Genomic DNA, 21,953 nt, shown 5'->3' on the forward strand with positions numbered 1-21,953 from the left:
GGGGGCTTGCAGCAAACCCTTCCAAGCAGCTTAGATATTTGGTGCATCAAAAGCACCATGGTATCAAAATTGCTCCAGCCAAACTAAGAGATCTCCACCAAACCGACAGTAATTTAGGAGAGTCGATCATTAGCAAAGTCAACTGAACAGCCCTTACAGCTGAGACAGCGTCACAACGAAGCTGCCAAACAACCAAGCTCAATCCTAACCGCGGTATCCACCGCCACCACGTGAATCGCCAGAGCGTTCTCTTGGGGTGGCTTTACTCACGCGAATCATGCGTCCCATCCATTCGACGTCTTGAAGGTCATCTATGGCCTTCTGCTCTTCAGCATCGTTCACCATTTCTACGAAAGCAAAGCCGCGCTTACGACCGGTCTCACGATCAAGAGGGAGGCTGCAGTTTTTGACTTCACCGTATTCAGCGAATAAATCAAAGAGATGCTCTTGTTCTGCTTGGAAGGAAAGATTGCCGATGTAGATGGTCATGGACCGTGGAACCGTTAAATGAACTCAATCGCGTGAACCGGTTCCGAGAACGAAATTCGGAATTGGCCGGTGGTCAGGCGTCATCCGCCAAACGTCACACCTGATATTCTAACAGAATAATATAAGAACCCAAAGCAATCCTGAAGAGCTGAGCGTTTTTTGTCAAACCGCTTCATTGTCAGAGGATCACAATATGGGGAACCAAAAATGACGGTTTTAACGTCTTCAAAAGATCGCGATGGAGAGACCAAGACGACATCCCTGCACCTGCAGTCAATGCGCTGGACTTCCGATGGTGAACTCGACGAAGCCGATCGCATCGTCTTGCTCGACACACTGATTCCTCAGTGTGTTCCTGCCGCTCAGATCGAACTGATCCAAACAATGGAACGTATCGCGCTAAGACAACCTGCATTGACAGCACAAGTCAGCGAGGCCTGAAGTGAATCTAGGGCTGAACCATGGTCAAAGCTGATAAGAATCGACGACACGTTGTTTACACGCTTTGCGAGCCAAGTCAACCCTTACACCGTTTGCAAACTCATTCAAAAAACAAGTGCATGTTTCCTCCCCCATACCCTGGGGAGGCGTTTCACCAGCCCGAGCCATGGCTGCCGTGAAAGCCGTGAGGCAAAGGCTTTTTAGCACCTTGCTCTCTTGGCTGCTGCTAATGAATGAAACTACAATTGCACCGGTCATTAGGATAGGAACCATCAGGAATCTATGGCAATTTGCAGTTCGCGATTCATCACACGGAGACTGCGCAAACTGTTGAAAACGTCTTCAGGCATACCAGCAGGTAAATCGACAAGGCTGTAATTATCAAAGATTTGGATTCGGCCAATCATCCCTCCCTGCAAACCGGTCTCGCCGGTAATAGCGCCAACAAGATTGCCAGGTTTCACCCGGTCACGATGACCAACTGCAACGCGATACCGCTGCATATTTTCGTCAGGAAAACGGGCTGGACGGCCGTTGTGACGCTCTCGGCGTTCACTGCGCTCCTTCCTATGGCGATCAATACGTTGGGTGTTCTGAATCCAATCGTCATCGTCCTGACGCAACAGCGGATTAGGACCGACGGCTAACTCTAAGGCCGCTAGCGCTATCTGCTCGGAGGTGAGCTCAAATTCCATAGCCACCTCCTGCATCAGCTTCCTCAGTAGCACATCTTCATTCGCATGAAAACGTTCAGTCTTGGCAGCCTCACCAAGCTGTTTACGTAATCGATCCAAACGTTCTTGATTAATCACTTTGTTATCTGGCACCTCCACCAATTCGATTAGCTGACTAGTCGCCCGTTCTAGATTGCGGATAAAACGTTTTTCTCGAGGAGTTACAAAGACAACGGCCTCACCGGTACGTCCGGCCCGGCCGGTGCGCCCGATACGGTGGACGTAAGCCTCGCTATCGAATGGCATGTCGTAGTTGACCACCAGTCCAATACGCTCAACATCCAAACCACGGGCTGCTACGTCGGTGGCCACTAAGATGTTGACAAATCCGCTGCGCAGGCGTTCAACAGTCCGCTCTCTCTGATTTTGGGGCACATCACCATTCAAAACAGCCACCTGATGACCACCGGCTTCTAGCGTTTCAAACACCGTCAACGTGATGGCTTTGGTGCGGGCAAAAATAATCACCCCTTCGCCACCGTAGACATCCAAAACCCTTTGTAGAGCTTCAAGCTTGTGACTGATTGGCACTACGATTGCTCGCTGCCGGATGCGCTTGCTTTCCCGATCTTTGGTTTGAATTGTGACTTCTACTGGATTATTGAGATAACGCTTTGATATGCGACGAATCTCTTGCGGCATCGTGGCCGAGAAAAGAATTACCTGTCTTTCCTCAGGCAACTTCTCAAGGATCCACTCCACATCGTCGATAAAACCCATTCGCAACATCTCATCGGCTTCATCAAGCACAAGGCTAGTGAGACCGGAGGTGTCGATTGTGCCCTGTCTCATATGATCCATCACACGCCCAGGTGTTCCAACCACCACATCAACGCCTCGACGAAAAGCACTGATCTGAGAGCGAAAATCAGTTCCGCCATAGATCGCAGTGACTTTCAAACGAGGATTGCCGGCGGCGTAGGCCTTAAATGAATCGGCTACCTGCATAGCTAACTCTCGGGTCGGAGCCAGTACCAAAACCTGAGGAATTTTCTGACCGGTCTTCAGTCGCTCGAGCAGGGGGATTGCAAAGGCCGCCGTCTTACCTGTACCAGTCTGGGCCTGACCTACTAGGTCGCGGCCTGACATCAATTCTGGAAATGCTGCTTTTTGAATGGGGGAGGGTTCGCTGTATCCCTTATCAGCAAGTGTTTTGAGTAAAGAGTCGCTGAAACCAAATCCCCGAAAACCGGATTCAGATTGTTGAGTGACTTCAACCATCTTGGCGAACACCTCGCCTTCTTTTTTTTCCTTTGGTAATGCAGAAGTGGAAAAATTAACTACGCACGAGGATTCTTTGTGCTGTTGCTGATGTTGCTGCTGCTCAGTCATAGAAAGTGGCCCCGGCCCGATTAATCTCTGAAATCAGGCTCACAACCCCTTGCAATACAACAGATTGCACTCTGGCTGCGTTGCCTACGCTTCAAAGGTTAGTGGTTAAGCTATCACTGGACCATAAGTTACCCAAGCAGGCGTTACGACATCCCCCTTCTGAAATAAGATCATTGCCGTGTTGAACCTCAGTGGTCAAAAAGTTACGGATTGCCGTTGTATCCGTAACACATCGCATACATTGGAACATGCTTACACCAGTTCAGAAACTACCTCGACCCACCGGTTTTTAACATAACGGAGTCTGTCCCCCTTATCAGCTAACATCACCACCTAACCTTAATATTGTGACGTTAATGTTGCATTATGACGGTTGCTCGCTTTCGAACACCGGCCGGATATTTCCTTGCCTGCAAGCAAATTCTCGCATTAACCTACGGGTTCTTTAAACGAATATCACGGTACGCTTACCAGTTCAAGTCTGATACGCGCACGTGTGATTGCTGTATATAAGAGGCGACGGTCGTGGTCGTTTCTATTAGCAGAACTGAGTGGTTGTGGCCAAAGCACAAACACGATATCGGCTTCGCTACCCTGCGCCCGATGAATAGTTAGGGCTACGGCTGGTTCCAATTGGCGCAACCGCGCCGGATGAAAACGTTTCACGTGAATCTGGCCATCGTCTGCTAATGCCCGAAACAGTAAGCGTCCTTGATTTCCAGATCCGATTGTTATCCCCAAATCACCGTTCGCTAAACCTAGTTCAGGCTGGTTTGCACCACAAATAACCGGAAAACAACTAGGCCAATGTAGCGGACTCTCGAGTACAGTCTCCCCAAGTAGAGAGCGATGCACATCATTAAGGCTCCAAGGACCACGCCGATGGGGACATAACACCAAATGTGTTTCAAGAGCCTTCAATAGAGGTTCTGCCTTCTGGCTTAACGTTTCCTCAGCACAATGTTGTAGACCCCGCGACAGGTGGAGGAGGACATTGTGATGTTCTGCCCAATGATCGCACAACAACGTTGGAAGTCGTAACGGATTGCAGCAATGGAGTCGTACGTTCGCGTCAGATGACAGTTCTGAAAGTTCCCTCTGAAACCCCGTCATCTTCCCATCCCTCAATTGGTTCGCTAACCGAGCTATAGCGCCGCGGTTGCGATACATTTTCGTCAGATGAACAGCACTTGCTCCAAAGCGGCTCCTAGTATCACTTTGCTGTAACCGGTGCCACACGGCACCAGTTCTAACTGGGGGTAGCTGAGCTGGATCCCCGACAAGCACAAGACGACATCGAAGCGGTATCGCTTCCAGTAGAGCTTGCATGAGAGTCAAGTCCAACATCGACATCTCATCGATTACCAGTAGATCTAGGTCTAGCGGTCGCTCACTGTGGCGGCCAAACCCATGGGGACCGGCCTCAAGCCAACGGTGCAACGTGTTGCAAGGCAACCCTTCTAAACGAGGACGCACCGCATCACCTAATCTTCGGGCAGCCTTCCCAGTGGGTGCAGCCAGCCCAACGCGCAGCCCCGGATCCCGTAGCCGTGCTCGATGCAGAATCTCCACTACGATGCTCGTTTTCCCAGTGCCCGGACCACCGCTGAGCAGCACAACCGATGCTTGGTCCAAGACCATCACTGCCGCACGCTGCTCGCGATTTAAATTCTGCGATGGCTCGGGAACTTTAGTTTGTGTCGGGGCTAATACTGGAACCATGGCCCGCTCTACAAGGGTATGTACAACGTCATCCATTGCTTGCAACCAACGACGCCACCCCAGTTGATTTCCTTGTAGTAATAGGGGCGAAGCCTCGCTCTCTAGCCAGCCGCTCTCTTTGACAAGCTGTGCCTGCTCGGGAGTCAGCAATATAGTTAATTCACCTTGCTCAAGTGCCTCAGTTAAAGCAATGATGAGCTGTTCCAGTTCGCGACTGTTTTGCTGTGGCGGTATTCGGCGTAGTAACGCAGCATGCAAACCAAAGGCGAAGGATGCGGGCCAATCAGAACCGTTCATTAACTGACCCGAGACAAAGCACGGTCGAGGGCTAAGATACGTTGCAGAGGAGCCGGTTCAACAATTCGTCCAGGCCCTACCATCGTCTGGAGTTGATCCGAAGACTTGGCTGTGATCCCCGGCATACCTCGCAGGAAAACATAGACATAACCACCTAAATGATGTTCAGGTTTGTAAGCCGGCAAACGCCAACTCAGATGGCGGTGCAAGGCTAATAGGTAAATATGGGCCTGTAGCGGGTAGTGGTGACGGATCATTTGTTGCTGCATCGCTTCTTGGTGATAGTGACGAGGTCCACATAGGTTGGTACCTTCTTCCGAGCCTCGTTCACCGATCCAGTTGCTCTTCCAATCCAAAACCCACCAACATGACTGTTTGAGGTCACAAAACACCAGATCAATCGAACCAGTAAGAAAGCCTCGACTATCTATTGCTAGCGTGGCGAGCCGATCGATGTATACGCCCCCGAAACGGGCATTAGGCTCACACCGAAAAGCTTTCACTAAGTCACTAGTGCGTATGTGATCTACCGGAAGATCAAAGTTCAGTTCATGATGGCGTTGCTGAAAGCCCAGCTGTTTTAGCTGTAACTGTGCTAGCGGACCTCCTAGTTGTGTAGTCAACACAAGATCAAGCCCTTCCATCACTATCGCCCGTAGATCACTATCCAGACCAGCGCGCTTTAGCTCGGTATCGATTATTGCTACCCGTATGTCTTCCGCTTCAGATTTGTCACCAACTTCAAAAGGGATTTGCTCGAGGATGCGATGGAGGCAATCACCAGCCACAGCGCCACGGGGAAAGTCAGAGAGAGGACCTTTCTCGGGCCAGAGATCTGCTTCAGTGCTACTGCCCCTCTTATCGGTAAGATCGGGATCTCGGCCTTGCCCATGTAGTACAAAGCCAGTAGATGCTGCGACCCAAGCTGAGTAACTCGCCCGTCCCCAGCTCTGGTCAATTTTTCCAGGGGTCGCACCAAGAGCGAGAGGGTCATCATTACACTGTGGTGGATGCCAACGCTGGTCATCAGCGAGAGGATCAGGTAGGGGACGGTGCAGGATTGATACATTCCGCTCCGCAAGAACCCTGAAGAGGCGCTCTCTGGTAAATGTCTCAACTGCGTCATCCACGGCCTCTGCACCAAAAAGCCAACTAGGTAATGGCGCTCCCTCCTGGTCCGTGGAACGTGCCCACACCAAGAGCAGCTGAGAGCGGGCGCGGGTGGCCGCGACGTAAGCTAGACGTTCCGCTTCGGCCATAGCAGCATCGAACGCCTGTTGTTTAGCGCGATGCCCAGCGCCCCAATGGGGATCAACCGCAATCAGCCAATTTCCTTCTCCAACTTGTCGCCAAAGCGGACCAATCTCTTGGCGTGGTGCCTGCCAGAGGTAGGGACATATTACAACAGGATATTCAAGCCCCTTGCTGTGATGAACAGTAACCACAGCTACAGCACAATCAGCTTGATCACTATGTGGTTGACGCATCTCCGGCACTGGTGTGGTGGGATGCAGGCGTTCCCGCCGCAACCAATCCGCTGCTGTGGCAACATCTAATCCGTGGCGATACATGGTGTCCTGCACCAGCCGACCCACCTGCTGCAGATCGGCTAGCATCCGGCCCTGTTCAGACAAATTGGCAACCTGTTCTTCTTTCAAGAATTTGGATAGGCAACCCATTAAGCCCAGCTTGGGCATGGCGCTCCCCCAGAGCCGTAATTGCTCCGCAAGTTGATTTAATTTCTCTTCTTCGTCCATGGAGTCCAACGACCAATCAAGAAGCCATGAGCAAGCGAATAACCTCAGTAGGCGAGCATCACTGGGATCTACTAGGGCATCCAACAAACGCTGGATAACAAGAGCAGCTTCACTCTCAAATACATCACACTGGGTAACCAACCGGGTGGGAATGCCACAAGCACTAAGGGCTCGGCGCAGATCAAGCGCTTGTTGGTGGCGACTCACCAAAATACAAAGGTCAGCAGGATCAAACCCTTCACGATTTTGTAGCAGCTCGAACACCACAGCTGCAACATGCTTGGGCAATACCTCCTCTAAATAGGCTCGTGATGTTATGGAATCAGTTTTAAACTCCAGTAGCTGGAGCGGAGCCCCCCACTTGGGGGCTGGCACTTCGCTGCGAGCCTCGACTGCAGGAATCTCCAACCCGGACCGAGCCATTCCTGGCTCCATCAATTTGTTCAACCCTTCCATGAGAAGAGGAGTTGTACGGAAATTATCAAGCAAATAATCGATGCGATCGACCTGTGCCCGAGCACTGAAATAGGTGCCGAGATCGCCTCCTCGAAAGCGATAAATTGCTTGCTTTGGATCCCCAACCATTAGTAGGAGGTGGCGCGAACGATCTCCAAAAGTCCGCCGCAGCAAACGCCATTGCACTGGATCCGTATCTTGAAATTCATCTACCATTACGGCGCGATAACGCTCTTGCAAGGGAATAAGCCAGTCAGCCTCGTCTTCACCTGGATCCATTGCTGCCAAGAACCCAGCGAAAGTAATCGTTCCGCGAGAGCGACGCCTATCGTCAAGTTCTTTCAAACCGCGCTCCAGTAAATATCGCCAAACCTGCTCTAATGGTTCATCCCAGAGTGCAGCTATAGCGGTTTGCAAGGCCGGAGCCACAAGACTGGGATTCTTTTCACCGCACTTGCGAGCCACCCGAGACCAACTACCGGGATGGAAATACTCCTTCAAAGGCTTCTCAATAGCTGCGATCGCTGCCAGAGAGGGCACACCATCTTGTGTTGCAACCCATCGGTTGATCATGGCACAGCGATCAGTTCGTGGCTGTGCGCTGTAGGGCGCCGTGAAGCGATAGCCTTGAGCTTTCCATAGCTCAGCTGCAAAGCGAAATCCACTCTCGAGGGTCTCGCAATCCTGTTTCCAGAGAACTTGGAACTCTTGCCAGAGCCCCTTTGTACAGATTCGTAACTGATCGTGCAAAGGTGACTGGAAATCGAACCGGATTGGATCACCAGCCAATTGTGGATGGGGATCTTCTTCCAGTCGAGCGAGAGCATCACATAAGCTTCTTGGCGACAACCCGCGCAGTCGTAAACCTCGGAGTTGCTTCTCTGGGAGCGACAACAATTCTTGCTGCCAAAGGTCTTGCACCACCTCAGCCCGAAGCGCCGCAGCGTTACCCTCTAGTTGAGGTTCTATCGCTGCTCCGTTATCGAGAATCAGCCGCTGTAGGCTGCGGCGGCAAAACGCATGGATCGTGACGATGTCAACACCTTCTAGTCGCTCAAGAGCCACCAACAACTGACGGATCCATTGACGGCGTTCTAGAGGATCCGTGCACTGCGCCCACCATTCAGCCAAAACGGGGTCTGGTGCCTGCGGATATTCTTCATTCTCCAACTGCTCCAACCCAAGCAGCCCCTGCTGCAACCGTCGACCAATACGAGAGCGCAATTCTTTTGCAGCTGCCTCGGTGTAAGTCACCACGAGCAAAGCTTCGGGAGGATGGCTGGCCTCAGTGATTAGCCGCAGCGCGAGGTGGGCTAACACAAATGTTTTTCCCGTACCAGCACTTGCTTCCAGCAACCGAACTCCAGGTTTCAGCGGATATGTATTAGCGTTGAAGGGTTGGACCATTCGTGCGTATCAACTCCGCTGTGCTTGAAGCAATGGGCCATAGAGGGCTGAATAGGCTTCACGGAATCCCGGAGCTTTCAACAGTTCATCTGCGTCTACTTCTGCGCCAAAACAAAGATGAAGAGCCGGCGACCAACGCTCCTTTTGCCAACTGCTGCGGAACCATTCAAGACCTGTCCCTGGCCTGCGTTGCTCTTGCCAGGCCATCTGCCAACCGCTCTTTGGGGGTACAGGCCAACAGCGCTCCATTCCTCGCTGAGCCAGCCGTTGCAATGAGGTAAGTTGCCTTTCTGCCTCTGCGGTAGACAAAGGGTCCCAGAGTAGATAAGTCTCTGCACCCATGATACCGGTGCTGCGAGCAATCACCGCTGTAGGGGTTGGGGTTGTGGCGCATAGATAGAGATGATGAAGCCAGCCACGCATTACGCCAGCTGTGCTGAGCATTCCCGCTTGCACTACTACCTGAGTTTCCCCCGCGAACAAGAGAGGCCGCAAAGCACCTGCGAAAACAATATTATCGCGATGGCATGAACCAAGAATGTTGAGCTGGTGCATTAAGGCTTGCCAGCGCTTTGCTAGTTCCCTCTGCTCGAGGGCTGCTCCAGCCCCCGCAGGCAAAATACCCTGGCCTGTCAACATAGCTGGCCAGTCTGGAACACCCCCAGCGGCGAGCTGCTGTTCAAAGTTGCGATTCAGCAGCTGGTACCGCTCAAGAGCATTGAGCTCCAGTGGATCAAAATCCTCCACTGCTTCAAATGTTTCACCGGGGTGGAGTCCCCTCGAGCGCAACCAAGCCATCTGTGGCTGACGCATCCAGTAGAGGAGATTTTCGTATACCATGGAATCATTCAATTCCGTGGACTCGTTAGAATCGTCTGTCGGATTAGCCCATTCAAGTGGCCATGACAGAGCAAACTTCGGTTCCGGACGTTTCCGATCTAGCCAACGCCTCACTTCTAATTGACGACGGTCACAACTCAATGGCGCTTCAACACGGAAATTGCTGCGAGCCAAAGGATTCGCCGCTGGGGTAAGCAGTAAACCTTCAGTACTGCTGTTCGACAGCTCCTGTTGCAGTTGCAACAACCATTGTTCTACTGGAGCCGCAGGAGGTTGATTCTCTCCTGTGCGTTCATTGCGGCTACACCAACTAACCAACAGATGACGGCGTGCCGATATCAAGGATTCGAGTAGTACATATCGGTCTTGATCACTCTCACTTGGATCCCCGAGCCGTTGTTCCTGCTCCAGTAGATGAAATCCGGGGCGCTTGGTTGAACGAGGAAATGCTGCATCATCAAGACCCATCAAGACGATCACCTTGTACGGAATAGCCCACATCGGCTCCAACGCACTGATAGTTAGCGAGCTGGTGCAGTGCCCAAAGCGACCGCTATCAACCGACAATGCTTCGTTTAACACTTCAATCACCAAGGTGATATCAAGCTCCAATGAGCAATTAACGGTATGTAACCGCCAATCTTCAAGAGCTGTGATCCAGTGCTGCAATTCATAACTCCAAGCCCAGCCATTTCCAAACAACTCTTGTAAAACCGATCGCAGCAAGTCCACCCAAGCGCTGCATGTTTTTGGCCGCCTGAATTGCTGAATCATTCGTGCCAACCGATCCAAAAACGTCCACCAACGCACCAAACGATCCGGATCAAGTTCCCAATTAAACGGCGCTGTATTCAAAGGCGCCAAACCCTCGTTCGAGGGCAAAACCAGTCCCAACAACCAACGATCTAGACACCAGCTTAAACTGTGGGTTTCGTCACCACCGCGTTCTGTCGCATCCAAACCCCAACGGAAGCCGCTTCTCTGCAGCACCCTGGTCATCAACACGCATTCTTCCGAGGACAGAGCCTGCAATTGCTGAAGAATTGGATGGGTTAAAAATTGTTTTAAACCTGTGGCAGTAAAACGACCAGCCGCCAACTCCAAGAGATTCAGCATCACTCTCGATATCCCTAAACTGCTTTGGCAGCTTTGACTTGTGAGACGCCAAGGAATATGAACACCGGTTGCATCGTAGTCATTAAACACCGAGTTCAACAGGGGAGCGTAACGATCAATTTGCGGAGTCATTATCAGAACATCACGTGGAGCCAGATCGGAATCTGCAGCTAACCACTGGAGAATCCGATCCCGTATCAACTGCACCTCGCGCCATGGTCCAGGCGCGGCTTGAAAAATGACGGACTGGTCGTTCGGCAATCGTTGTAAAACAACTGACTGACCGGGATTAACAAGCTGCTCCTGCAGTTGTTCTAAGAGCGTTGCTGATCGGTTGCTCTGGGTAGCCGTGCGAACGGGTGTCGCAAACAGATCCTTATCCCAATGTTCCTCTAGTTCCACAGCGCCCGAACCCTCTAGCAATTGCTGGAACTCAGCTCCCATTCGACCAAGCTTCGCTTCAAGCCGTGGTGCAGCCTCAAGCCAAGTTCCATCCATCGGTTCTAACCACGCCTTCTGTAGAAGTTTTCGTCGACTACTACATAGTTGCCATAAGTCTGGACATGAAGTGAGAAGATAGATCTCCACATCCGTGACACTTGACAGAGCCTGAATCAATTCAACTTGCACCGGTGCAAGGGCGCTTATGCCAAATAAGCGAAGTCGATCAGGCAGGGACGCGTTTGAAACAGTACCGCTACGCAATCGACCGATGGCTTCACGAACCTGCAGTCCAAAGGGGAGACTGTGCAACCGACCAGCCAGTAGCCGCCAAAACACTGGCTGCCAATCCTGGTACGTGAATGAAGGTGATGCGCTCCACTCAGTCAATACATCAGGGCGATAGAGGGCATAATCGTCAAATGCGTCAGCAATCGCCCGAGCCAGCTGCCAGCGATCCCGGCTAAGCGTTAGTCTCTGTTTGCTTCTCTCACGTCCGTTCAACCAACGCTGTAAAGGCAGCGCCACATCCTGGTCAAGTAGCTCGGGCAGCGTCTTAAGAACAGGCCATATTAAATGTTTAGCCCGCCATGGGTCATTTTCTTTTGAAGGAAGACCCAAGACTTCACGCACCAATTGACGTAGGTAACTGTTTGGATAGGGAAACCTCACCAGCGAAGTGATGCCGTTGGCAACGGCGACTTGTTCACCCAACCAGCTTCCTGTCGGTCGAGTGTTCACCATCACCTCCAGTACTTCTAGGGGGCCGGGTTTTTGCTTAATCAACTGTTGGGCCAGCAACTGAGCAAGCAACTCAGCCCGGTTGCTCCGATAAAGTTTTAACAATGCCCCGAATTGCGAGCCGGTATAACCGGTATAGGCACCCACTTAGGAGTAGCCAGCCTAGGTTCGGGCACGTTCACCACAAACTTACCTTCCCTTGTAGATATAAGACAGCCGCTACCTAAAAACACAGCAATTAAATGAAAGTACGTCTAATATCAGCCGCATATATCACCCGCCTGACACTACTAGCATCCAATATTCTACTCAGCCATGGACAGATTCTGATGCGAGTAAGTGGAGATTTGCCAGGTCACTGAACATCGATGCACGATGTCGACCGCGGCCTTACCATTAGTGTAAATAGCCAAGTCCTACCGGCTTTTCCACGCCATCGACAATTTGAACTGGTAGAGCGATTTGCTTGGAGACTTGGAGAGAGTCGGGGCGCGTTAGACGTTACTAGATGTAGCATCGGGAATAATTGAGGTTGGAGCCTCGAAACGACCAACGACTACATATTCCAGTCGCAATTTTAAAAATGTGATAAAAGTTTTGTCTGTAGATATAATTGCCGCAGCGGGCTGTGGTACTTGACTTGCCAGACTAGATAGCCCTGGAGCTTGAAGAAAAGCCGGACGTCGAATCAACCAGAAATCGATCTCTTTATTCGTTTCGACGTAATTGCGCTGACGCTCCCTTAAGACTTCTTCAAGAGGTTCATCAACAATGAGAAACTGCTCGCTCGCGGCAACGAAGTGATAAATAGTCATCCAATTGTCTGTCCGAATAAAAAACTGGGTCGAGGATTCTGGATCAAAGCTTTCATTTCCCGAACCGCTTGTTGAAGTCCAACGGCAACAGCACGGGCAACAACCGTGTGCCCAATGTTAAGTTCCTCCATCCCAGGGATGGCCGCCACAGGCTCAACATTTTGATAATTAAGGCCGTGACCAGCATTGACTCTCAAACCAAATTGACGGGCGATTGCTGTGCTCTCATTAAGGCGAGCCAACTCATAGGGCTGCTCCTTCCACTCGGCTTCCGCATAGCGGCCGGTATGGAGTTCAACCCAACGTGCTCCAGAATCACGACAAGCCTCTAATTCCGTAGCGTCAGGATCAACAAACAAACTTACTGGGATATTGCTGTTATGAAGTTTTTCTACCATCGCAGCCAGTGTAGATAATTGAGCCACTACGTCTAGCCCCCCCTCCGTCGTCACCTCTTGGCGGTTCTCCGGCACTAACGTGACCATATCTGGTTGGACCCTTAGAGCGACAGCCATCATCTCTTCCGTAGCTGCCATCTCCAGATTTAAGCGAGAACGGACAGTCTGGCGTAGCAACTCCACATCACGATCCTGAACATGACGCCGGTCTTCTCGAAGGTGAACTGTGATTCCATCAGCACCCCCGAGTTCCGCCAGCATTGCCATTGGCACGGGATCCGGTTCTACCGTGTGGCGAGCTTCACGGATGTTGGCGATATGGTCAATATTGACGCCTAGGCTGGCCATAAAGGCTGTTGTTGATGGCCAAATCCTATGCAGAACGACTTCCAGGCTTTAAATTCTTAAAGACTTCCTGACTGATGTTCTCCGTTGGCCGCGGCACAGGCGACCCGTGAAAATGCCCTAAGGGTGGGGGTTGATCAGTTTTGGGCTCCCTTGGCTATGTTGGCAACCCAAAACATTGCGCTGCCACTGCAGTTTCGTGAGCGTCTCGTTCTTCACCCTGAGCGACTGCCTCATTGTGGTTCAGTACTTCTGGCACCAACACATCGTGCCCGTTGGGATGCATTGATGCTAACCATGGCCGCTGGTCGACGTGTAACAGGTCGCGATTGTCGCTTCATGGTCACCACCACAGAAATGCGAGGGTTGCAGGGATGGTTCCTTCAACGTTTGGGCTGCTTCCCCATAAATCAGGGACATCCATCGATGACAACACTAAGGTTGGCTATTGACTTACTTGCCAACAGGCAACAGCTCGTGGTATTCCCAGAGGGACGAATTCAACGCATTGATCGGCCGATTCAGGTGCGGGCCGGGCTCGTGCGCCTAGCCCAGCTTGCACAAAGCCGCGGCGTTCAAGTACCTGTGATTCCAGTCGGCTTAGGCTATAGCCAAGCGTTTCCACAGTCGGCCGGTCGAGCTGCTGTGTGTTTCGGGAAGGCTCTTAAAGTGCCAACAACCACGGGTAAGGAAGCAGCGCAGCAGTTCAACCACAAACTCACAAGAGCGATGCATGTGGCTGAACGATCGGCTCGTAAGGCTGTCGGGCGGCCGCTTCAAACCTTTTGAGTTCAGTCAAAATGCCTTGGATTTGGCCCCATGGGTCGTCACTTCTTCAACTAACAGCCTTCGCTTTAGTAGCCACTTCCACCCTTATCCATTCGAGTTTAATAGTTTTCCAGCAACGGGATCCCAGCTCAAGCGCGACAGTGGCTTTAGTCTGTCGGCCGTTAAAATTGCCGTCTCCTGCGGCGGTGCAGCGGCCTATAGGGGAGACTTCGTTCGCGCCCACAGAAACCACAATAAAAACCAGGCGAGGCATTCAGAACAGCTAGTCTTAATTTTACGAAGATCTCGGCACGGCTTTGATGAATTAGTTCTGCATAGACACAAATAATCCCAAAATAGAAAGCCCCTAGGCTGGGTTACTTATTGAGTCTGATCTGTAGCTAGCTGCATTGTTTGTCCTAGAGGTAGAATCAACCAAAAACTGCCGTTTTTGCTTTGTATCAAAGTTGGCTAAGGCTGGTGACTTGACCTAAAAATCACAGAGTTCGCAGGGGAGTTTATCAAAGTCTCCTAAAATTCAGCTCCGTAAGACTGAATTCAAGGGTGTTTTGCGACCAGGCAGCTGGGTTCATCTGTCAGCATCGTTTGATCGTAATCTATTCCCCATGATACAGCTATCCGCGGTCGAGTCTGCGATTCAACGTGTCATCCCTGATGCCAGGGTGACTGTTGAAGATCTCACCGGTGGTGGTGATCATCTTCAAGTGAGTGTGGTCTCTTCAGCCTTTAGTGGATTGTCGCGGATTCGCCAACACCAAATAGTCTATGGAGCACTGCAGCAGGAGCTGGCCAGCGAGGCAATTCATGCGTTGGCACTCAACACTTCTATCCCTTCCTGATCTTCACGACACCTTCCCTTAATTATGGACACTTCTACTAAATCTCGTATCGAAAGCCTGATCGCTTCGAGCCCAATCTTTGTATTTATGAAGGGCTCCAAATTGATGCCGCAATGCGGCTTCTCGAATAATGTTGTACAGATTCTCCACTCGATCGGCGTCGCATTCGAGACCTTTGATGTTTTGTCGGACGTGGAGATACGACAAGGAATCAAAGAATTCTCTAATTGGCCCACGATTCCCCAAGTTTATGTAAAAGGGGAGTTCATGGGTGGATCTGATATCTTAATTGAGATGTACAACGAGGGTGAGCTTCGCGAAAAGTTAGAAATTGCGCTTGCTAGTTAGGTCGTCATGTTTGGCAACCGTTATGGGTGTTTCGCGTAAAGAGCGCTCACGCTCCCGTCCGGCCCGATAAAGCTCGATGGATCCAAAATCCAGCGATCAATCAATTGCTCTAGCCGGTGCTGTTGACGTAAATCGAGAGAGCCGGATCTGCGCAAAGCGTGGAGGTATCCGTCCGCGTAGAGACGCAGTTCAGAGGCAGTGTGATAACGCGTGGTGAGCTCCTGGCACGCATCACAAATTGATTGAAAATGACGGATGGCCTGTGGGTCATCGAGTGACGTCATTGGTTGATACAGCAGCTCTCGCTACCAGCGCACGATGAAATTGGTATTAGCCTAGTCGTGCCTAGATCGATCCAGTGACCTCAACGCCGCAAGACCTGGTTACCGAGTCGGGTACTCCTTCCGACCAGGCACTCACCATGCCGGTATCCAGAAGTGGTCTTGAGCCCTCGCGGGTTTTGGTCGTCGAGCCACATCCCACGCTGCGCACAGTCCTTGTACAACGCCTTCGACAAGATGGTCATTTGACTGCAGCGGTGGGCCGAGCCGCAGAAGCCCTCGATGTCTGTCAGGAGCAATCTCCCGATCTTTTGGTGAGCGCTGAGATTCTGGAACAAGGTTCTGCCCTGCGCTTGGCTGGACAACTTCGTTGCCCTGTGATTGTTCTTACTGCAAGAAGTGGTGCAGATCCGGTCATTGGCTTACTCGACGATGGTGCCGACGATGTGCTGCGCAAACCCTTTGGTCTCGAAGAGCTTGCGGCTCGCTGCAGGACTCTTTTAAAGCGAGGACGTAGTGGTTTACAGGAACGGGTCACAGTGGGGCCCCTTGAAGTCCATCTGTTAATGCGGCAAGTTACTCTCCGCGATAAGCCGGTGGAATTGAGTCCGCGTGAGTTTGCTCTGCTCTGCGCCTTACTCATGCCTCCAGGACTGGTGCGTAGCCGCCAAGAATTATTGCGAATGGCCTGGCCCCCGTTCAGTGGCGGTCCCCGCTCTGTAGATACGCAAGTGCTGACTCTTCGTCGTAAGTTGGAACAAGCCGGCCTTGGTGAAGGTGGCGGAGTTACTACTGTTCGTCAACGCGGCTATCGCTTCAGTCTGGACAACTTGCCGGCAACTTAAGACCTAATATTAAGTAATAAGTCCTTCCGCAATCGCCACACCTGTAGCAAGCTCTCCCACGATCATTAGGATCGCCAATACTGCAAGTACCTGATACGTCCATGGAGGTGTGAGCCGGCCGATCCCTTTGGTTGAAACCAAGGTACGCTCACGCAACACGTCCAAGAAGCGGTCAAATCGAGCAATGCGTTGAGGTAGTAACTGGTGGCGACAACCAGTCGCCTTCAGATAGTACACAGTTCCCCCTTGGCTTGTGCCAACTGGGACAAGGGCACGAACATCACTCCAGGCCATGAACCAACTCCGACGGAACAGCCAACTAATCCAAGGTGGGTAACGTACCCGTAGACCGTCGGCATCGGTTTCCACCTTCTCACTGAGCAATCCCAGAATCAATAGAAAGCCAAGGAGTAAAATACCGATCGTCAATGGTCTGAGCTCCTGAGGAGCGAAGAAAGGTAATGGCAAAACTAATGCGACGTACAGGCTGAGCAAAGTGAAGAAGATCAGAGGAGAGAGGCCGAAACGTTCCATACCGTTCAGTGATAAGTGATAGCCTGATGTTCTAGCCAACAGTTTGATTTCAGTTGTACAAACGCGTAGGCGTCGCCGGATATTTTAGTTTTCTCATCTTTCCAAAAACCAACGGGTTGCATCAGGCCCGGCATGGGTTTTTGACTATCGGCAATATGTACCTAAGAGGCCATATTGTTTCTAACTTCTCCAAGACTACATTATAAAATACCTGCATTCAGCACCGCTACCCCATTTTAGGGTACTCACATTAGCAGATGCAGACAAAGTGTGAGGCTTTGACATCACTGTAATTCAGAGTCTAGGAGCTTACTAAACAGCCAATCAAGTTGGTAAGTTCCAAGGGTTAAGACCCAAGTCGGCTCCTACCCTGTGTGCGCACGCGAAGCCACTGAAGGCAACGGCGTTCAGGCCCTGCCCAGGAAAACAGGAATCTCCGACACAATACAGGTGTTTCACCCCAGTGCGATTGAAGGGCATCGGTAACAGGCCTGGCAGCGGCATGGCCGGAATCGGACCATAACTACCCTGGAAACGGCCGAGGAAACGTCGGTGACTTCGTGGCGTTCCAATCTCTTGATGAGTAATGGAATCCGATAATCCTGGAAGAATCGCCTCAAGTCGCTGAATTATTCGCGCCGCATCTTTATTTTTTTTGGATTTGTACTGAGAAGGACTTAAATTCTGCCAGGTTTGTATCGACGAGGGCGTGAACGTATGTACAATGTGATGTCCTGTCGGGGCCAAGTCTGGATCTAGCAGAGATGGCATCGACACAAAGATCACACCTTGCTCCTCTTCCATCTGGTTCCAATCCTCCAGAAGTAAGTGATGGCAGTGGGTCCCCATGGGAATAAGATCGCCTCGTACGCCGAGATGCAGCGATAAAAACGACGGCGAGGGTATATAGCGGCGACGCCAGATCCGTTCGTTGGCAGGTGTGTGATCTTCGTCTACTAGCGCTTGGCCAGCGCTTTTGTCAATACCAACATTGCTAGAGAAGGTATCCCAACGGGTAGCGTTAGAAATTACTCGTTTGGCGCGAACAACTTCACCATTAGCCAAAAGCACACCAACAGCCTGGTCATTTTCAATCAATACCTTGGTAACGCGAGTCTTGTATCGGATATGACCACCGTGGCGTCTAAGACCATCGACCAACTTTTTGGCGATCATCCCCACACCACCCTTAGGGTAATTAATCCCACCAGCATGTCGATCGGAAAACACCATGCCCGCATTAATCACCGGAGTGCGATCTGCCGGCATGACCGACCAGCAGAAGCACTCAATATCAATGAACTTCAGTAACTGCTCATCCTTGATGTGCTGTCGGGCTACGGCACCCACGTTGAAAGGCAACCAGCGCGCCAAACCCAAACAAGCTAAAGGAGCTTTAAAAAAGACCTTAGTGAGATAAGCAGGGTCTTCTAGCGACAATAACGGCATCGCATCAAGACAGTTAAAAACCTGCCAGCAGGTACCGTAGAAGCGACGAATGCCTGAGGCTTCGTGGGGAAAGCGGGCTGAGAGATTAGCGATGAATCGCTCGTAGTCGCGGTCTACGGTTATATTTAAACCACCAGGTATGTGGTATTCCAGCTGCGTCCGATCGGGAATAGTTTCGCAGCGTTCCCCAACATCCGCTAAAGCACGTGTAAGCAGATTGGTGTAGCCCTTTTTACCAAACCCAAAGATCATGGAGGCACCCACATCAAATGTATAACCGTTTCGCTGAAATGCGCCTCCACTTCCCCCAGGGACAAGATATTGTTCCAGCACGAGTGTCTTCGCTCCTTTAACCGCCAACTGACTGGCCGTTACCAAACCACCAACCCCGGAGCCGATTACGACAGCGTCCCATTGCCCGCCCATAGCATCTGACTATACTCGAAATAACGCTAAGGAACAGCCTGCAGACTTGGATCTGGACAACGAGCCGAGGTCGGCGCGAAGATGCTAATCTCGGAACGCCAGGATCTATGGAGCGTTTTGCTGCTTGCACTATGCTTGGACTAACAAGCCATCAAATCTTCTCGTATCAACACCGAACTCATCAGCAGAATAAGTAGGGCATTGGCAACTAGGAGGACAAGCCAGGCTCCAGTCTATGGAATTCTCGACAATACCTATTGAGCTTAAAACTAGTGTCCGTAGCCGATTTAGACTAAGATATTACTGCAGGCATTATGTGAATCAACTTATAACAATGACTGGGATAAAACTAGTGGATTGCAGTCCTATTAATAGCACTCAGATTATGATCGGTGGCATTCTGAGCTTTTCAAGTACAAAAGCAAAACTGCGACACTAGGCATTTAGCCTGTTTATAAGACTGCTTACCGAGCATCTAATCAGTACAAGTCACTTAAGCCACTATTGTGCATGATGAGGACTGCCTAACTTTCGTAAGCCGTATACTAGTCCTAGTTTAGAGACCAAGTGGCATTGTGACCAATAAGCTGATAACCGGAAATAATTACCGTGTAGAGACCCCTCTGTTTAGCCATAACGGCTCAAGGCAGTTAGGTTCTTTCAATTCTATTTATTTAGTTACTTAGTCATGGCGGCCTCCGCCATCATGCAATCATACGGTTGAGGAAGAAGGCATCGGATTGGTTCAAGATCAGCCAAAGCACGGTCGCGGTAAGCGCCATAACGGACTTGTTTATCGCGAATACGTCCCGGCAGATCAGGCAGAAGTCCGAAATTGGGGGGCATCGGCTGAAACTTTGCTGTTGGCGCCTCACTCACAAAGTGAGTAAGTGCGCCGCTCATCGTGGTCTCCGGTAAATCAATCGGATTCAATCCATGCGTGAGTCGGGCTGCATTTGTCCCAGCCAGCCAGCCTCCGGCTACCGCTGCCGCATAGCCCTCGGTCCCAGTTATCTGTCCCGCAGCCAACAGATTGTGCCGCATACGAAATTGTAATGTCGGATCAAGCAGCTGAGGCGATTCCAGAAAGGTATTACGATGCATTACACCAAATCGGACAAATTCCGCATTGGACAACCCAGGAATCATCTGCAAAACACGTTCTTGATCGCCCCACTTGAGGTTTGTTTGGAAACCAACCAAATTCCATAAACGTCCGTCTTTATCCTCTTGACGAAGCTGCACAACTGCATAGGCACGCTTTGCTCGCCTGACATCAGGGTCGTTTATATCTCCCCAGCGAGAATCCCAGAGTCCAACTGGCTTAAGGGGACCATAACGCATCGTGTTCTCCCCTCGACGCGCCAATTCTTCGATGGGGAGACATCCCTCAAAAAATTTAGCTCTTTCCCGATCATAACCCTTAAGTTTTACCTGCTCCGCTCCAAGTAGAGCCTCACGAAATGCGAGATACTCCACCTTGTCCATTGGGCAATTTATGTAGTCTGCGCCACCTTTGTCGTACCGGCTAGCCCGGAAAGCCAGATCGAGATTTATGCTCTCTCCATGTACGATTGGGCTTGCCGCATCAAAAAAATGGCAGTCAACACGACCTGTGAAGCAGCGTAAATCCTTTGCTAAGGACTCACTTGTTAGAGGACCTGTGGCTAGAACCGTGATTGCGTCAGCCCTAGGCAAATGCAATTGCTCACGACGTTCGACCGTGATCAGTGGGTGCCGATCAATTACCTCCGTCAAGCTAGCACTATAACGGCCGCGGTCAACAGCGAGAGCACCACCTGCTGGCACTGCGTGTTGATCTGCGGTGCTGATTACAAGAGAGCCAAGTCGCCGTAGCTCTTCCTGCAACAAACCAGCCGCACGATCACTACGCAGAGCACCAAAACTATTACTGCAGACCAGTTCAGCAAAATCACCGCTGTGATGGGCTGGCGAACGACGCATAGGTCTCATCTCAACCAACCTGACGGGAATGCCCGCTCGAGCAATTTGCCAGGCTGCCTCCGTGCCAGAGAGTCCCGCCCCCACTACGGTAACGGTTTTGTTATCAGGCAACATGGCAGCTTGAGCAAGCTTCAATTTGCGAACTCTGAAAACCTGGATTTAGACGCGACTTTGCTTCAGCAACAACTGGACTTGGCCCACAGCAGCACGACCGATGTTAAATGTCGCCCAGCTGAGAGCAGCAAGAATCGGTGCCACTACAAGGAAAACGCGTGCATCGATACCAAGAACCTGACCAGTGGTGATCACACTAAAGGCCGAGTAACCGACGATGGCAAGTATCAGGACCAGGCCAAGAGCAACTCGGGTCATGTTAAGGGCAAGAGAATTTACTTGATGATCTTAAGGACTTCTTACTAAATATCTCGAATCGTTCCCTCATGATACGGAACCTAATTCGACGGACTCCAACCAGGCACTGCATGCTGCGCATGCCGTTGAGCCAAGTCTGCGTAACGGTAGGCATGAGTGTGCTGCTCACTAACAGACTTCAACGAAAGTTCTCAGCAGGCCTTAGCAGGAACTCCCGTACCATCATTCTTGGTGAAACATCCTTAGTTATCGCCGAACCCGCCGCAATGAGCGCCCCCTCTCCAACAGTGACACCATTTAGAACGATCGCATCGATACCCACCAAGCACCCGTCCGCTAACGTAGCCCCGTGGCCAGCAGTTATGCTTTCTCCAATGCAAACCGGCTGCCCAGGACCGCCATACGGTATCACACCATCCTGAATGTCACTAAAAGGCCTAATGTTGATGGGCGATAGGTCACCCCGTGCCACAGCAGTGGGCCAGAGACTACTCCCTTGATCCATGTGGACAGCACCAATCACAACAGTACTGGGGGGCTACCCAAGCAGTCGAAACAATGAAAGGACCGGGCAAAGGGGCCAGCTCTGGTATAGCTGTAATGTCGTTATCCATCGATTTCCTGAATTAGTGACAGACCAAGTGATACTCTCCACTAGTGCCCGAGACAGCATGCTCAAGAGGGAAAGGGTCGCTAGCTCAGCGGTAGAGCATCCGGCTTTTAACCGGCTGGTCCTGAGTTCGAATCTCAGGCGACCCATCCTCGCCGAATGAT

20 protein-coding genes and 1 tRNA gene are annotated in these 21,953 nt (G+C 51.2%); 6 read left to right on the plus strand and 15 right to left on the minus strand.

Annotation, left to right across the window (positions count from 1 at the left end):
* Window positions 1–204: 204 nt before the first annotated feature.
* Window positions 205–489: an RNA-binding protein gene (locus ABWV55_RS07050; RefSeq protein ID WP_353291407.1), complete on the minus strand. Its 285-nt coding sequence runs from the start codon at window positions 487–489 to the stop codon at window positions 205–207.
* 207 nt (window positions 490–696) lie between these two features.
* Between ABWV55_RS07050 and ABWV55_RS07055 the strand changes: the two genes are divergently transcribed.
* Window positions 697–930: a hypothetical protein gene (locus ABWV55_RS07055; protein WP_353291408.1), complete on the plus strand. Its 234-nt coding sequence runs from the start codon at window positions 697–699 to the stop codon at window positions 928–930.
* A 24-nt stretch (window positions 931–954) separates the two neighbouring features.
* On the opposite strand, the gene ABWV55_RS07060 is transcribed toward ABWV55_RS07055, so the two are convergent.
* The 7 genes from ABWV55_RS07060 to ABWV55_RS07090 all read right to left on the minus strand — a co-directional run bounded on the left by ABWV55_RS07060 (window position 955) and on the right by ABWV55_RS07090 (window position 13,334).
* Complete coding sequence (locus tag ABWV55_RS07060) at window positions 955–1,203, minus strand: hypothetical protein (RefSeq protein WP_353291409.1); 249 nt, start codon at window positions 1,201–1,203, stop codon at window positions 955–957.
* A complete protein-coding gene (locus ABWV55_RS07065) occupies window positions 1,203–2,996 on the minus strand; it encodes a DEAD/DEAH box helicase (RefSeq protein WP_353291410.1) in 1,794 nt (597 codons plus the stop codon). The genes ABWV55_RS07060 and ABWV55_RS07065 overlap by 1 nt, the downstream gene beginning before the upstream one ends.
* Window positions 2,997–3,452: 456 nt before the next feature.
* Complete coding sequence (locus ABWV55_RS07070; protein ID WP_353291411.1) at window positions 3,453–5,015, minus strand: AAA family ATPase; 1,563 nt, start codon at window positions 5,013–5,015, stop codon at window positions 3,453–3,455.
* On the minus strand, window positions 5,015–8,635 hold the full coding sequence (locus ABWV55_RS07075; protein ID WP_353291412.1) for a UvrD-helicase domain-containing protein: 3,621 nt from the start codon (window positions 8,633–8,635) through the stop codon (window positions 5,015–5,017). The genes ABWV55_RS07070 and ABWV55_RS07075 overlap by 1 nt, the downstream gene beginning before the upstream one ends.
* Before the next feature lie 9 nt (window positions 8,636–8,644).
* Window positions 8,645–11,878, minus strand: a complete 3,234-nt coding sequence (locus ABWV55_RS07080) for an exodeoxyribonuclease V subunit gamma (protein WP_353292667.1) — start codon at window positions 11,876–11,878, stop codon at window positions 8,645–8,647.
* 389 nt (window positions 11,879–12,267) lie between these two features.
* Complete coding sequence (locus tag ABWV55_RS07085; protein ID WP_353291413.1) at window positions 12,268–12,588, minus strand: MgPME-cyclase complex family protein; 321 nt, start codon at window positions 12,586–12,588, stop codon at window positions 12,268–12,270.
* The gene (locus tag ABWV55_RS07090; protein ID WP_353291414.1) at window positions 12,585–13,334 is read right to left on the minus strand and encodes a pyridoxine 5'-phosphate synthase; all 750 of its coding nucleotides are present in this window, start codon (window positions 13,332–13,334) and stop codon (window positions 12,585–12,587) included. The genes ABWV55_RS07085 and ABWV55_RS07090 overlap by 4 nt, the downstream gene beginning before the upstream one ends.
* An 84-nt stretch (window positions 13,335–13,418) precedes the next feature.
* Here ABWV55_RS07090 and ABWV55_RS07095 point away from each other — a divergent pair, with 84 nt between their 5' ends.
* Window positions 13,419–14,120, plus strand: coding sequence for a lysophospholipid acyltransferase family protein (locus ABWV55_RS07095; RefSeq protein ID WP_353291415.1), 702 nt, complete (start codon window positions 13,419–13,421; stop codon window positions 14,118–14,120).
* 46 nt (window positions 14,121–14,166) lie between these two features.
* Here the strand turns inward: ABWV55_RS07095 and ABWV55_RS07100 are convergent, their stop codons facing one another.
* On the minus strand, window positions 14,167–14,373 hold the full coding sequence (locus tag ABWV55_RS07100; protein WP_353291416.1) for a hypothetical protein: 207 nt from the start codon (window positions 14,371–14,373) through the stop codon (window positions 14,167–14,169).
* A 352-nt stretch (window positions 14,374–14,725) separates the two neighbouring features.
* Between ABWV55_RS07100 and ABWV55_RS07105 the strand changes: the two genes are divergently transcribed.
* Both ABWV55_RS07105 and grxD read left to right on the plus strand, forming a co-directional pair.
* A complete protein-coding gene (locus tag ABWV55_RS07105; RefSeq protein ID WP_353292668.1) occupies window positions 14,726–14,959 on the plus strand; it encodes a BolA/IbaG family iron-sulfur metabolism protein in 234 nt (77 codons plus the stop codon).
* 24 nt (window positions 14,960–14,983) lie between these two features.
* The gene (gene grxD / locus ABWV55_RS07110; protein ID WP_353291417.1) at window positions 14,984–15,307 is read left to right on the plus strand and encodes a Grx4 family monothiol glutaredoxin; all 324 of its coding nucleotides are present in this window, start codon (window positions 14,984–14,986) and stop codon (window positions 15,305–15,307) included.
* 20 nt (window positions 15,308–15,327) lie between these two features.
* Here grxD and ABWV55_RS07115 read toward each other — a convergent pair whose 3' ends face one another.
* The gene (locus ABWV55_RS07115; RefSeq protein ID WP_353291418.1) at window positions 15,328–15,591 is read right to left on the minus strand and encodes a DUF6761 family protein; all 264 of its coding nucleotides are present in this window, start codon (window positions 15,589–15,591) and stop codon (window positions 15,328–15,330) included.
* Window positions 15,592–15,728: 137 nt separating this feature from the next.
* Between ABWV55_RS07115 and ABWV55_RS07120 the strand changes: the two genes are divergently transcribed.
* A complete protein-coding gene (locus ABWV55_RS07120) occupies window positions 15,729–16,433 on the plus strand; it encodes a response regulator transcription factor (protein ID WP_353292669.1) in 705 nt (234 codons plus the stop codon).
* Window positions 16,434–16,442: 9 nt separating this feature from the next.
* Here the strand turns inward: ABWV55_RS07120 and ABWV55_RS07125 are convergent, their stop codons facing one another.
* The 5 genes from ABWV55_RS07125 to ABWV55_RS07145 all read right to left on the minus strand — a co-directional run bounded on the left by ABWV55_RS07125 (window position 16,443) and on the right by ABWV55_RS07145 (window position 21,684).
* On the minus strand, window positions 16,443–16,967 hold the full coding sequence (locus ABWV55_RS07125; RefSeq protein WP_353292670.1) for a hypothetical protein: 525 nt from the start codon (window positions 16,965–16,967) through the stop codon (window positions 16,443–16,445).
* Between the two features lie 324 nt (window positions 16,968–17,291).
* Window positions 17,292–18,842 carry a carotenoid isomerase gene (gene crtH, locus ABWV55_RS07130; protein WP_353291419.1) on the minus strand — a complete coding sequence of 517 codons (1,551 nt, stop codon included), beginning with the start codon at window positions 18,840–18,842 and terminating at the stop codon, window positions 17,292–17,294.
* Window positions 18,843–19,520: 678 nt separating this feature from the next.
* The gene (gene trmFO / locus ABWV55_RS07135; protein ID WP_353292671.1) at window positions 19,521–20,921 is read right to left on the minus strand and encodes an FADH(2)-oxidizing methylenetetrahydrofolate--tRNA-(uracil(54)-C(5))-methyltransferase TrmFO; all 1,401 of its coding nucleotides are present in this window, start codon (window positions 20,919–20,921) and stop codon (window positions 19,521–19,523) included.
* A gap of 45 nt (window positions 20,922–20,966) precedes the next feature.
* Window positions 20,967–21,089, minus strand: a complete 123-nt coding sequence (locus ABWV55_RS07140; protein WP_353292672.1) for a photosystem II protein Y — start codon at window positions 21,087–21,089, stop codon at window positions 20,967–20,969.
* Between the two features lie 268 nt (window positions 21,090–21,357).
* On the minus strand, window positions 21,358–21,684 hold the full coding sequence (locus tag ABWV55_RS07145) for a hypothetical protein (RefSeq protein ID WP_353291420.1): 327 nt from the start codon (window positions 21,682–21,684) through the stop codon (window positions 21,358–21,360).
* A gap of 182 nt (window positions 21,685–21,866) precedes the next feature.
* Between ABWV55_RS07145 and ABWV55_RS07150 the strand changes: the two genes are divergently transcribed.
* A tRNA-Lys gene (locus ABWV55_RS07150) sits at window positions 21,867–21,938 on the plus strand.
* Window positions 21,939–21,953 lie beyond the last annotated feature (15 nt).

Origin of the sequence: Synechococcus sp. M16CYN (assembly GCF_040371545.1) — a bacterium.
GTDB lineage: Bacteria > Cyanobacteriota > Cyanobacteriia > PCC-6307 > Cyanobiaceae > Parasynechococcus.